This window comes from Pseudoalteromonas sp. L21 (assembly GCF_021728035.1).
Classification (GTDB): domain Bacteria; phylum Pseudomonadota; class Gammaproteobacteria; order Enterobacterales; family Alteromonadaceae; genus Pseudoalteromonas; species Pseudoalteromonas arabiensis.
Genome location: NZ_JAKKCV010000002.1, coordinates 108707 through 122056 on the forward strand (window position 1 = coordinate 108707; position 13350 = coordinate 122056).

The following is a 13350-nucleotide window of genomic DNA, read 5'->3' on the forward strand; positions in this document are numbered from 1 at the left end:
TTAAGCCTTGTTTTGATATTTATAGACCAGCTTAGGAGTAAGCCAAGCAAGAACAAATGCTAGAGCTGGTAGTAACATTTGTATGAGTGCGTACACTGAGCTGGTACGCCGACTTGCGCCACTGGCAAGCACCACAGCTTCTGTAGTAATTGTATTTATTTGCCCAGCGCCATTGAGTAGCGTTGGTAAATACTGACTAAAACTAATTGCTAAGCCTAATGCAAAGGCGATGCATATTGGGGTAACTAGCATGGGTAATTTTACTTGCCAGAATACCTTAGCCGGAGGTTTTCCCAGACTTGCTGCCAAAATTGAAAAGCGGGAGTCAAAGCATCTGTAGCTACTTGCCAGTGACAAAAAAACATAAGGAAGTACAAATAGTAGATGGCTAAAGATAACGTTTATATAGGCATGATGACTGCTTATTTGCTCCTGCAACCAAACTAAACCAAATAAAAATGCAACGCTAGGAACAAGTAAAGGGAGATAAATTATAAAGCTGCTGAGGTGAGATAGTGCGTAGGCACGTTGTTGCTCAGCTTCTAATGTTACGAGTACAAGAATGATCGCAATCGCACTGGCAGCAAAGCCAATGTATAACGAATTTAACAGTGCAGGCTGTATATTTGTTAGCGCATTTTGCCAGTGGATTAATACAAGTTGATCAGGCAAAAATGCAGGGAAGCGCCAAAACCCAGCAAATGACCAAAGCACTAAGCCAAGTAAAGATAATAAAATACTCGCGACTAACATAACCGTTACTATGCGAGTTAAGTGCATAATCGCATTACCTGCATAGTCACGCTTTCTGTTAGCCACATAAAAATAAAACACGCGCTTCACTATTATTTCTAACAGCCACCAAGTTATTAGTAAAGTGGCGGTGAGCATAAGTTGCGCAATTGCGCCAGCCGAGGCTTTAATACGTAGCGTTAAATCAATGTCGTTAAACCAGTTAATGATAGCAACAGAGAGAGTTGGCGGTGCATTAGGGCCTAAAATTAATGGGATCTCAACACTGGCACTGGCATAGGCCAACACAGCCAAAACAGGAAGGCGAATATAAGTGTATAAATTAGGCAGTACTACTTTAAAAAATGCAGTCATAGGGCAGTAGCCAAAGCTCATGGCAACTTTATGTTGAGCGCGCAACTTTGCACCTAAATCAGCTTGAGCAAATGCAGCTAAGGCCATCAACAATAAAAAGGGGAGCTCTTTTAGCGTAAGCCCCAAAATCATGCTTACCCCCAATATATCATGAGGGAGTAGCCAGTCTGGCGGTAATTCCCAACCAGTTAACCAAGGAGAAAATAGCCGTGAAATAAAACCCGAAGGGGTGATTAAAAAGCTAATCGCAATAGCCGCTGCGGCATGAGGTATAACTAAAATAGGGCCTAATAAGCGTTGAATGCGCTTCAACCATGGGCTGTTAAAAAAGCAAGCGAGAATCAGTATGGTCATTGTAAGTGCCAATAACGTACTAATCAGTGCGCTGCTGGCACTGAGGAATACCATATGACTAAAACCATCAGTTTGTATCAAGGCATTAAAACCCTGCAAAGAGAATTCTTTCATGCCCAAAGCTGGAAGGTAACCAAAAGCAGGTAATAACACACCGATTAATCCCCCTATAACAGGTATAACTAATAAGGCGACCAAGAGTGTTGGGCTAAGCTTAATTAAGCGCGTGAATGTGTCATGAGTTTTAATCATTACTTACTGTACCGCGTTTATAAGAGCCATAGCGCAATTGCCATTGTTGGTTTATTAATGTGCTCCAACTTGGATGTGGCTCAGCTAATGCTGGACTTTGATTGTTTGTAGCTAAGCTACTTGGGTGGAGGGCTTGTTGACTGAAAAGTGCTACTTGATCTTGCGAGAGCAAAGATAAATCAAGCACCGTGTTGTCTCCCCAGTTAGCGGGTTGTTGTTTTTGGGCTTGTGCTTTCACACTTAACATAAAATTGGCGACTAATTTTGCGCTTTCGCTGTGGCTTGCGTTATACGCAATAGCAACAAAGTGTGTGTTACTTAAGCTGCCGTCATGCATTGCGTAACTTCTAGTAGCGAGGGGTAAATCATATCGTTCAACAGCGGCTGGTATTTCTGCGGCTGAAAATGTGAGTGATAAGCTAAGCTCCATATCGCTTACCAAACGCTTTAATACTGCGCTGTTTTGTACAAAAAAAGTACCTTTTCGCCATAAGGTTGGGTGTAATTCGTCTAAGTATTGCCATAAAGCGGGCAATAACTGTGCTGCACTTTTTTCAGTGGCAGGTTGATAAAGTAAGCTGCGTTGCTCTGTCGCTGTTAAGTTAATAAGCGCATATTTTAAAAAACTCATCCCGATAAAGTCCGGTGGTTTCGAATACGTAAAGCGACCTTTATTTTTTGTACTCCAGTCTAAAAGCTGTTTTAGGTTTTTAGGGGGGTGAATAACGGTTTTACTATCATAATAAAACGTTAGTGAGGCTTGCCCCCAAGGTGATTCCATACCTTGCGTAGGTAATCCAAAATCGTGAGTCACAGCAGGATTTTTTGCCGGATTTGTTAAGTAGAAATTGGGAAGTTTAGTTGCCCAATCTGCTTTTAATAACCCGTGTTTACTCATAGCAGCAAAATTAGCACCATTAATCCATATAAGATCTACTTTACCTTGTGTGTGGTTACCGGCTGACTTTTCTGCAAGCACTCGGCTTACCGCTTCACTGGTGTCTGCAAGTTTAATGTGAACTAAGTCAATGTTGTACTGCTGTTTAACCTGCTCACCAAGCCACTGAATGTAGCTATTAATCTGTGCATCACCACCCCAAGCATGAAAGTAAACAGGGTTATTTACCCCTTCATTTACTGTTTTTTGCCAGCTTTGAGCATGGCTTAAAACCGAATAAGCCATGCTTGCCAAAAACAATAAAAAACGAATTAATGTAGGGAAATCACTGAGTATCATTAAGTGCCCAATCGTAATCTAAAAAATTAATAGCCACCTTGTTTGCTTTTATTTTAGCTATCTGATTATTTGTTAAATTTAATGCGTCTGAGTAAAGCAATATAAATTCACTCAGCGAGTGGGCACCCCTAAACCCTTGCTCAAAGTCTTCTTTGTACCATTTAAAAATAGACGATAAGTGAAGTTTATCTTCTTTTATATAGTTGCGCGTTGTGTCTGCTAAAAAACGTGTTGTTTGCTCTTCTAGTTGTGCATCTAAGTGAGTAGCGATATAGGCTTCACCACGCAGAGCAGGGCAGCCGATGCTGGCACAATTTACAGCAAAGTGTATGCGTGGTTCTTTAAACGTATCACTCCCCCTGATTAAAGTATGCTCTATGTTATCTAAGCTGCGTGTTTCACCTAACAAAGGGATAAACTCTTTACTCCAAGGAGAGCTAAAAAAGCTGCCAAGCTCTTTTATGGAATCAATTTTTGGATACCGAGTTAAAATAAGCTCAATGGTCCAGGCATTATAAGCATTGATTAAAAAGGCCAGCTGTTTGGACTTTGGCCATGCATTAAATTCTGCTTGGCTTACTTGAGAAAGCGCACTTAAGTAGCTGCGCAATTGAGATTGATCAGCCTTAAATCCCGCATAATCAACTTGCGTACTCGTTGCGTCATTAATTGCAACGACATGCTTGATAAGGAGCGCTTGCCAAGGAGAGTGTAATGATGCTTCTTGTTGGGCAGGGCTATCCTTCGCTGTGGCACTATTAATCATAGTAAGTAAAATTAAAAAACCAATAAAGCGTATAAATTTCAGCATATTAACCTCTTCGCCAAGTGTGATACTTTTCAAGTAAGTTGAGTACTTTTTCGGGTGCGTGGGCACGTTTCCATTCGCCTGCGATATATTTATTTCCTTCAGCCCACGTTGGGTAGCTGTGAATAGTGCCAAGTATCTTATTCAGACCTAGACCATGTTTCATAGCGAGGACAAATTCAGCAATTAAGTCACCCGCATGCGCAGAAACAATAGTGACGCCTAGAATTTTATCTTTACCTTTAGGTGTAAGTACTTTGATGAAACCATTCGTTGCGCTTTCTGTGATGGCACGGTCTAACTCTGCAAACTCAAAACGAGTTACTTCGTAGTCTAGATTTTGTGAAATTGCATCTTGTTCATTGAGCCCAACACGGGCGACTTCAGGGTCGATAAATGTCGTCCAAGGGATAACACGATAATCGACCTTGAACTTTTTAAAGTGGCCAAATAAACCATTAACCGCGGCATACCAACCTTGATGCGCAGCAACATGGGTAAACTGATATGGACCAACAATATCACCCGCGGCAAAAATATTAGGGTAAAGGGTCTCGAGATAGTCATTGGTTTGAATAGTGCGGTTGGTTTCAATGCCTAACTCTTCAAGGCCGTAACCTGTTAAGCGAGCACTTCGACCCACAGCGCATAGTAACTCATCGTACTCAATGTCGAACTCTTTCTCTTGATGCTGAACAACCAAGTATTTTTTGTTGTTACGAACTTCGCAACGAAGTGCTTGGTGGTTGGTTAATACATTAACGCCACTGCTTTTCAGTGCTTGAGTAGCAAATTCAGAGACTTCTAAATCTTCTTTTATCATGATCCGCTCAGCCATTTCTACTTGTGTGACCTGCGAACCAAGTCGAGCGAAGCTCTGCGCAAGCTCTGAACCAATTGGCCCACCGCCTAAAACAACGAGCTTTTTGGGCGGCTCATCTAACTGAGCAAATTTACTCCAAAGCGTATCACTGGTGACATAACCTGCCTCTTCCAAGCCTGGTAAAGGTGGAACAAACGGACGAGCACCCGTAGCAATCACAATTGTTCGTGCACTAAGAGTTTGTGTACCACCTGTGCTTAAAGCAATTTCAACCGTCCATGGATCGATTAATTTGCCATAACCTTTAATAACTTTAACGCCCAGTTTAGTGTATCTTTCAACACTGTCGTGAGGAGCAATATCGGCAATAACTTGGTGTACTCGAGCCATCACCTTTTTGAATGAAAAGGTGGCACTGCTTTTTTCTAAGCCATACTTGTCAGCTTGTTGAAATTGTTCAACAATTTTAGCGCTTTTTATAATCGCTTTACTGGGCACACATCCGTAGTTTAAGCAGTCACCACCCATTTCACCTGCTTCAATCAATGTCACCTTTGCTTTTACGGCAGCTGCAATATAACTGGTTACTAATCCGCCGGCACCGGCACCTATGACAATCATGTTGCGATCAAATTGCTTTGGTTTTGAAAAGTTCTTATAGATTCTGCGCTTTTTGATGGTATTTAATAACGCTTTGGCTATAAAAGGAAAAACACCTAATAGAGTAAAAGACAAAATTAAGTTAAACGATAAGATTCCAGATAAGCTTTCTATCTGCGCGAGTTGTGTACCCGCGTTTACAAAGACAAACGTGCCTGCCAACATGCCTAGCTGACTTACCCAAAAGAAAGTCCAAGCTTTAATCGCCGTTACACCCATTAAAAGGTTAATGAGAAAGAAAGGGAAAATAGGTACAAGACGTAGCGTAAATAAATAAAAGCTACCTTCTTTTTTAACACCTGCATCTATGGCTGTAAGGCGCTCTGGGAAACGCAATTTTATTGCGTCACGCAGTAAATAACGAGAAACCAAAAATGCGATTGTTGCACCCACAGTTGAAGCAAATGAAGCGATAAGTAGACCTTCAATGAGGCCGAATAACGCGCCCGCTGCCAGCGTTAAAATTGTTGCACCTGGCAGTGACAGTGCAGTAACGACAACATAAAGTAAAAAAAACGCGCCTATCACTAATAGTGGTGATTGTTCACGCCACTGACTAAATTGATCCATCGAACCTTTTAAGCCATTCAGTGTTAATAACTGATGTAAATCGAAATAGAAAAATGCAGTAACGGCAACCAAGACGCCGACGAGTAAGATTATTTTCTTTAACATGAGTAGCCCTACTTAAAAGGTATGTTGAAAGGTCAATTTGGCATGAATAGGAAGCTCAGGAAAAACTAACGTTGAGCCAAAGTAACCGCCTTCAAAAACAGGACGCCAGTTATCTTGATTAGTCACATTTGTGATATCTAAACGTAAAGACGTTTGCTCGCTGAAGGCATATCGTGTATTCACATTCAAAGTGTATTGATCGCGAATATGCACGGTTGCTAAAAAATCAAGCGGATAGCTTTTGGTGTAAATACCGCCTAAGCCAATATCCCATTGAGGAGTGATAGAAAAACCACTGTTAAAGCTAAATGATTGTTCGGGAATACCTTGCACTCGCCTAGTCGATGGCGGGAAAGATGCAAAGTTTGGTGCGCCTATACCTGTACCATTAATAATATCAGGACGAGAATTATCAAATGCATCAGCGACTTGGTTTGAGTCTTGGCTACTTGCTGAATTATCGTAGCGGGCATCTATATAGCTGTAACCGGCATTAAACCAGTATTGCCCAGCATCATAAAACACCTGCGTTTCAAAGCCTTTTGTACGAATACCAGTGTTACTTCCATCACGATTTCTGAGGCTACGACGTTGATTAAATAAAGCCGCATCGACATACCAAGGGCTGTCAGTGGGTGAAAATTTTAAACCTATTTCAGCAAGGGTGTTATCGGTTGCAAAATTTTGTGCGCTAATTTGGTTATCACTTCCTAAAACATTGCCGCCAGCCATGCTATTGGAGGTCGCTTCGTTATAGTTCCCTGTAATATAGGAGGTTAATTCTGCAGTGAGTTTATAGTTAACACTAATTTGCCCTGCATGCAGGGTTTCATAAATATTATCGCGCGCTGCAACTTGACCTTGTGGTGCAATGGGATCCCGAGCTTCTACATCATAATAGTCAAGGCGATAGCCTAAACTTGTGCGCAATTTTTCAGTCCATTGATTGTCATGCACAAAAGCAAGCCCCGTTTGCCAACTGGTCGAATCGGTTGTATCAGAGAGTGAAAAATCTCCAACACCATCGTTATCTAAATCGTATTGGGCTCCTGGAGATACAAATACACCTGGCTTTAATTCAACTAATCTTGCTTTTTGCTCTGTTCTGGGCGGGATACGACGGTTTTCAATCGGGCCTGTTAAATCAATGGGTAAATCTGCTTCTGTGGTAAATTGGCTGAACCCTTTTACTTTGTTAAAGCGAACATCAAACGCAAAAATAGAGCTTTGACTATCATTCCATTGGTAGCTTAACTCAGTGCGGTTTTGGGCTGTGTCAGCACCATCAATGATCTCTACAAAGCTATTTTGAGCGACTTCTTCACGTTGCAGGTGCTGAAAATAAGTTGTATTTTTAAGCGTCGTTTTATCATTGAGTTCACGTTTATAGATACTGTGAAGTAAATAGGTCGTAGCTTCATTGATATTATCGGGGTCTGTTAAAACTCGGTTTCGCGGTATACGGACTTGCCCCGTGGGTGAAATAATAGCCCCCGCTCCTGCAATAGTACTGCCATTGGGTTGTATACCTTGCCCAGTAATATAAAGGCCATCATCAATAAGCGCTTGAGTAGGGCGATTGATACCTGCGTTATCTGTAAATTCAACTTGATAGAGCTCGAAATTTATATCTAAACTACTTTGTGCGTCAGGCAAGAAGCGCACAGCTGCAAATAAACTATCGCTCTTATAACCTGAAAAATCATAAAAGCTGCCATTATCAATATGTTCAGCACTTACTCTGAAGCCACTTTTACCTTCTACTATCGGCGCTGTGTAATCGAGTTGTGCCGAGTAGTGATCCCAGCGACCAGCCGAAAGCACTAGTTTGCCTTGAGATTGTTCAGTATTTGCCTTTTTTGAGCTCAGGTTTACAAAGCCCCCATTTCGTTGACTACTACCAAATAAGACGGGTGGTGCACCTTTTACTACATCTATTTGCTCAATCGCATTGAAGGATATTGGAATGCCAAAACCATTATTACCTGCTTGTCGGCGGACGCCATCTTGAAATAGTTCACCTAACTGCCCCCTTAAAGTTGGTAAGCTCGGATTACCAAATCCGCTCGCTGAATAGCTATTAGGTGTAATAGATAAAATATCTTGCAGGGTGGTAATATTGAGTTGTTCGATCATTTCTCTGGTGATTGGCGTTACACTTCGTGCAATATCTTGCAGAAAAAGATCATCGCCAAAAGGTCCATTTATAGGCGTATCTTTAGGTGAAATTTGGGTATTTTTTAATTGCTCGCCTGATATTTGAATAACCTCAATCTCATTATTCTCGGTAGCAAGTGATACAAAGCTTGCACAAATACTCAGCGCTAAAAATGCGTATTTCAAAATGTTCTCTCTGCGATTAAATAATTTATTGACGATGAATGAGACCAACAGCCGGAAAAAATACTTTCAAAGCATTTTTATTTTATTTTTGTAATGTTTCTTTTTATTTTCGGTCTTGTTGTTTTTAAGCGTGAATAGTTCAAAGGAAAAAATAATGATTCAATCAACTACATCGGATACACAAAATCGCTTGCAATGGTCGCTTTTATCATTACGTTTGGGCGTATTTGTGGTTATGTTAATGTGGAGTTTGGATAAATTTGTAAATCCAAGTCACAGTGCAATTGTGTTTGAACACTTCTATGGATTGAGCGGCTCAACAGATACAGTTGCTTATATTCTAGGAAGTTTGCAAATAATTTTAGTGTTTGCTTTTGTAGTGGGGTTTAAGAAAAAAATCACTTACGGTTTAATCTTTTTATTACACGGCGCATCCACACTTTCTTCGTATGCTCAATATATAGATGGATTTAATAATTTACTTTTCTTTGCTGCATGGCCAATGTGGGCAGCCTGTTTTACTTTATATTTAATGCGTGATGAAGATGTGAAGTATGTAGTGTGATTTTATAAACTAGTTTAAATACTCTTAGCCTAATTAAATAGGGTAAATTCATTTTTATTATTTTCATATTAATGATTTTTAATGAAAATTTTTATTAATAAAATTTAAATGCGTTAGAAATAAAAAAGCCCAGCGAACACACAAGCTGGGCCTTTTGACAACAATATGATTGAGTCACCGCGTATGCAGTGACTCGGAATAAAAAAGCTTAGAGAACACACAAGCTAAGCTTTCGACAACAATGTGGTTGAGTCACTGCGTGTGCAATGACTCGGAATAAAAAAGCTTAGAGAACACACAAACTAAGCTTTCGACAACAATATGGTTGAGTCACCGCGTATGCAATGACTCGGAATAAAAAAGCTTAGAGAACACACAAACTAAGCTTTCGACAACAATATGGTTGAGTCACCGCGTATGCAATGACTTCGGATATAAAAAAGCCAAGAGAACACACAAACTAGGCTTTTTGTGACAACAATTTGATTAAAGTGCTAAGTTTTTCTTAGCGCGGTTGAGGTTGTGATTTACTAAATCATTACCCGACATTTTTACCGCTTCATAAAAATCTGATAGTGCAGCTGTGTCGTTTTTCGACATAATGCGTGCTATACCACGGTTACTTAAAGCGAATGATGTAAGCTCTCGACGTTTATAGCCGCGTACTTCGCTTTTATTTAGAAGCTTGATAGCTTCGGTACACAAAGATTCCGCGTGGCTGAAATTTTTAGATTTCACGCTTGCTGCGCATCGATTGAATGCAAGTTCATATTGACTATTTAAATCAGTTGCTTGCGCTGTGCTATTTAACACCGCGTCATATTGGCCTTGCATAATTGCTTGCGATGAATCTGAGTCGTTAATTACCATCAGTTTATAGTCACTTTGCTCAGCGATTGCAAAAGCTGAACATGTTAGTAATGAGCTAAGAGCAAGTCGTTTTAAAAGTGGTTTAACCATGATTAGTTTCCTCGTTAATCGCAGCATCGTTTGCTGATGAGTTAACTTTAGAGTAATCCCTCTAAATCGACAAACGATTAAAATAAACCTGATAGATGAATTTTTTTAACTTATAGAGAAAAGCCTGAGTTAAACTTGCTATTTCAATCCATAAGTAATGAAAAGTTCTTACTTTTCTTTTTGGATCTTGTCATATGTGATTTGTGCATGAGTATTTTGCACGCATTGAAGGCACTTTAAAAATGAGTGATGAGCTGCACGAAGTGTTTTGTAAAGTGAGAAATAGTTAAATTAAAGCTGAGTGGCTGGATAGTTGCTACGAGAAGTAAAAAACTTTCTGCCCAGCGAGAGCATACTAGCCGTGATGCATGAGGAGTGGAAGTATTAACTTTGCGTGATGAAGAAAAACATGTGCTAAATAACTAAGCTATTGCAGTGGTTGTCTCGCTTGATAACCAGTTGAGCGCAGCTGTTTTAGATTTAAATATCTGCATAGTCATACCTGTTTTTTTATATAAATTGCAGTATGTATTACTCAGCAGGTTTCCACCTTCAAGCCCCTCTTTAATGATAAAGGCTGTTTTCTTCGGTGCACTATTCTGGCGTTTTAAATCAGCTAAATACATCATTAGTTTTTCAAGGGCACCAGGCGTTGCCATGCACGAGTTTTCAAACTCAACTAATTCACACCAGTCACCATGCTCTGCGATGATTTTTTCAATATAAGTGTGTTGAGTAAATGACAAGGCATCAATAATCTCTTCATTGAATGGGCCGACTGCGGTTGTAAAAAGTGTATTTTGACGTTGATAAAACTCAACAAGGCCGTGGGGCTTAAAATCTGCGTATGGATAATATTTAGTTGAGGCTATGCTGTGCATTAGTTCAATCCCTGAGCCTTTGATATTAGTTAATAATTATTAGTATTTGATAATAGCAGCGAATTCAACAAGGTCAATATTTATACTCTAAATTGAGATGGTTTGAGTCATGAGCAAAGGGTTTTCATTACCATGTTGATCCAGCTTGTATATAAATTGCATTTTGCTCAGGGCCATGCGCAGATAGCTATGCCAAAATATTCATCGATAAGATAACGCATTCCTGTTCTGATAATGTTGGCTTTGTGTACAGGTTACGTCGGCATTGTACATTTTACTTTGTAGAGACGCGCTTGCTGGCCTTCGTATTCGAGGGTTTGGTCGTTGAAATTACCGAGCACAGTCGTGGCAGTGGCTTTTTCCGTTGCATGAAAATGGTGCGAAGACTGCCAATCTTGTACTTGGCTTTGGTGGCAGTTTGCGCACTCTGGTTCGGCCTGTAAATTGAATATAGTCAATCCAATAAAAAAGCATACTACACGCACCATTCAATAATTCCTTTTACTTTTTGCCTACACTTTTAATCAGTTATATTAGTTTTAGAGTGTAAGTAAAGCCAATGGCAAAAAGAAAAACGCCTTGCTTTTAAAGCAAGGCGTTTAGATTATTTATCTGTATCTTTTGCGGCCTTTAGTTTAGCTGCATGGTCAATCTCAAATTCAGGCATGTTTTTATTGCCCTGTATTAAGTAGTTGTCCATCCAACGCATTAGACGGAGGCTGTAATCGTACTGTGCGGCAACCTTACGGTTACCATGCCCTTCACCTGGGTAGTAGACTAAGCGTACATCTTTGCCTTGTACTTTCATGTAACGGTAAAGTTCCATTGATTGAGCAGGGTGTACACGTGGATCCTCTTTACCATGCATGATAAGCAGTGGTGTTTTAGATTGGCCCGCCCAGTAAATAGGGCTGCGCTCTAAATACCATTGCCATTTATCCCAAGGATATGAGCGTGCGTGAACCAGATTCATTTCATTAGAAATATCTGTTGTGCCAAATTTTGAAAGTTGGTTAGATACACCCACAAACATCACACTTGCTGCAAAGTGTTCAGTCAGCTTTGTTGCCCCCCACGCTGAGGCATAACCACCGTATGAGCCACCTGTGATACCAACACGTTTTGTATCAACAAGTCCCATTTCTACAAGGTGATTTTTAAAATCGACCAAATCGTCAAATTCTTTGCCTGCATAGTCGTTTTGGCCTAGTTTTGAGTAATCAACCCCCTTACCTGTTGAACCACGGTAGTTAGGATAGAAAACCGCATAACCACGCGCGGCTCCCATTTGGCCTGGGCGAGAATAATTGGTTACCCAACCATTTTTATCATGGCTTTCAGGCCCACCATGGACAGACATAATAAGTGGGTATCGGGTACCTTCTTTATAATCAAGAGGGTAAACCAATATACCTTCTATATCGACACCATCACGTGCTTTAAGTGAGATAGTCTCTTGTTTTGCAAAACGTTTATTATTTAACCAAGGGTTAGAATCAGTTAAACGGGTTGCTTTATTACCACGGATAATAAACACTTCATTTGGATGTTTTGCTGTATTCGCGCGTACAGTTAAGGTTTTATCTGAATCAGACACACTTAAGTTGCTGGCAATAAAGCGACCTTCTTCAATGATTTTTTTATATTTTTTACTGCCCGTTTTAATACTTGCAATAAAGCTTTCTGTACCAACATTGGCGATGAAGTTTAATGTATTGCGTTTATGAGACCATTCAAAATCAACGATATGGCCCATAAAGTTTGGTAGCCACTCTGTGATTTCAGCCGTTTTTGTATCAGCAATAAATAAGCGGCCAGTAGCTGGATCATGCTTATCCTCAGCACCTAAAATCGCGATGTATTTACCATCAGCAGATAACTCGGCATCGCCTAACTTACCTTCGGTTTTAAAAGATAAGGTTACTTGGTCATTTGCAACATCATATAAATGCCACATTGACTTGGTGTATTTGTCATCAATAAGAGCAGTTGGTTGAGTTTTAACAAGTAGTTTTTCACCGTTAGCTGACCAATTCATATCACTAACATAATCACTAACGTTTAATGCCGTTGGCTTTAATGGCGTGTCTGTTTTTGCCAGACTAACAATGAAAAGCTGTTTATTATCAAGACCAAGCTCATATACTTCTGCCATAAAGCCTAATTTCTTTAGCTCTTTTTCAGACTTATCTTTGGCAGGGAGTGCTAAAATAGCAACTTTTTGATTGTCAGGGCTTAGCTCGTAACTTGATATTGATGTGTCTTTTAAAGACATTACTTTTTGAGCTTGACCACCGTCAACGGGTATTTGATACAGTGAAGTGAATTTTTCATCGTTTAATTTAGCAAGAAAATAAATGGTTTTGCTATCTTTAGACCATTGAATGCTACCGATGTTAACGTTACCTGTAATGTACGGACGCTCAACGCCTTCGTCATCAACAATGTAAAGTTCGCTGTAATTACGACCATTTTCATCTTTGTACAGTGTACGTGGCACTGAGCGGGTAAACGCAACCGAGTCACCATCAGGGCTTACGCTTGTTTGGATAACTGATTGTATTGTTGGAATGTCGTCAATTGTAATTGTGTCGTTGGCAGTAGCAAGTGTACTTGAAAGACCAACGGCTAAGGCTAAAGCAGTTTTTAGCATAGTAGTTCCCTTCGCTTGTTATGTTCTGCGGT

The 13350-nt window shown here is 40.1% G+C and carries 10 protein-coding genes; 1 reads left to right on the forward strand and 9 read right to left on the reverse strand.

The annotated features are described in order from the left end of the window. From L3V41_RS05765 to L3V41_RS05785, 5 genes are read right to left on the reverse strand one after another with little or no spacing between them, the layout of a single operon-like run. Positions 1-1713, reverse strand: coding sequence for an ABC transporter permease subunit (locus L3V41_RS05765; protein ID WP_237127307.1), 1713 nt, complete (start codon positions 1711-1713; stop codon positions 1-3). Further along, positions 1706-2950 (reverse strand): ABC transporter substrate-binding protein, encoded by a 1245-nt coding sequence (locus L3V41_RS05770; RefSeq protein WP_237127308.1) that lies wholly within the window; start codon positions 2948-2950, stop codon positions 1706-1708. Before L3V41_RS05770 ends, L3V41_RS05765 begins: the two co-directional genes overlap by 8 nt. Then, positions 2937-3716, reverse strand: a complete 780-nt coding sequence (locus tag L3V41_RS05775) for a DUF547 domain-containing protein (protein ID WP_237127588.1) — start codon at positions 3714-3716, stop codon at positions 2937-2939. The genes L3V41_RS05770 and L3V41_RS05775 overlap by 14 nt, the downstream gene beginning before the upstream one ends. Positions 3717-3762: 46 nt before the next feature. Next, positions 3763-5916, reverse strand: a complete 2154-nt coding sequence (locus L3V41_RS05780) for a bifunctional TVP38/TMEM64 family protein/FAD-dependent oxidoreductase (RefSeq protein ID WP_237127309.1) — start codon at positions 5914-5916, stop codon at positions 3763-3765. Between the two features lie 12 nt (positions 5917-5928). Then, the gene (locus tag L3V41_RS05785) at positions 5929-8238 is read right to left on the reverse strand and encodes a TonB-dependent receptor (protein WP_237127589.1); all 2310 of its coding nucleotides are present in this window, start codon (positions 8236-8238) and stop codon (positions 5929-5931) included. Positions 8239-8413: 175 nt separating this feature from the next. On the opposite strand from L3V41_RS05785, the gene L3V41_RS05790 reads away from it, so the two are divergent. After that, positions 8414-8824, forward strand: a complete 411-nt coding sequence (locus L3V41_RS05790; RefSeq protein ID WP_062567605.1) for a hypothetical protein — start codon at positions 8414-8416, stop codon at positions 8822-8824. Between the two features lie 486 nt (positions 8825-9310). Here the strand turns inward: L3V41_RS05790 and L3V41_RS05795 are convergent, their stop codons facing one another. The 4 genes from L3V41_RS05795 to L3V41_RS05810 all read right to left on the reverse strand — a co-directional run bounded on the left by L3V41_RS05795 (position 9311) and on the right by L3V41_RS05810 (position 13318). Then, positions 9311-9784, reverse strand: coding sequence for a hypothetical protein (locus L3V41_RS05795; RefSeq protein ID WP_062567604.1), 474 nt, complete (start codon positions 9782-9784; stop codon positions 9311-9313). Between the two features lie 422 nt (positions 9785-10206). Further along, positions 10207-10665 (reverse strand): hypothetical protein, encoded by a 459-nt coding sequence (locus tag L3V41_RS05800; RefSeq protein WP_062567603.1) that lies wholly within the window; start codon positions 10663-10665, stop codon positions 10207-10209. 254 nt (positions 10666-10919) lie between these two features. Further along, the gene (locus tag L3V41_RS05805; RefSeq protein ID WP_237127310.1) at positions 10920-11153 is read right to left on the reverse strand and encodes a cytochrome c family protein; all 234 of its coding nucleotides are present in this window, start codon (positions 11151-11153) and stop codon (positions 10920-10922) included. 116 nt (positions 11154-11269) lie between these two features. Continuing rightward, positions 11270-13318 carry a S9 family peptidase gene (locus L3V41_RS05810; RefSeq protein ID WP_237127311.1) on the reverse strand — a complete coding sequence of 683 codons (2049 nt, stop codon included), beginning with the start codon at positions 13316-13318 and terminating at the stop codon, positions 11270-11272. Between the last annotated feature and the right edge of the window lie 32 nt (positions 13319-13350).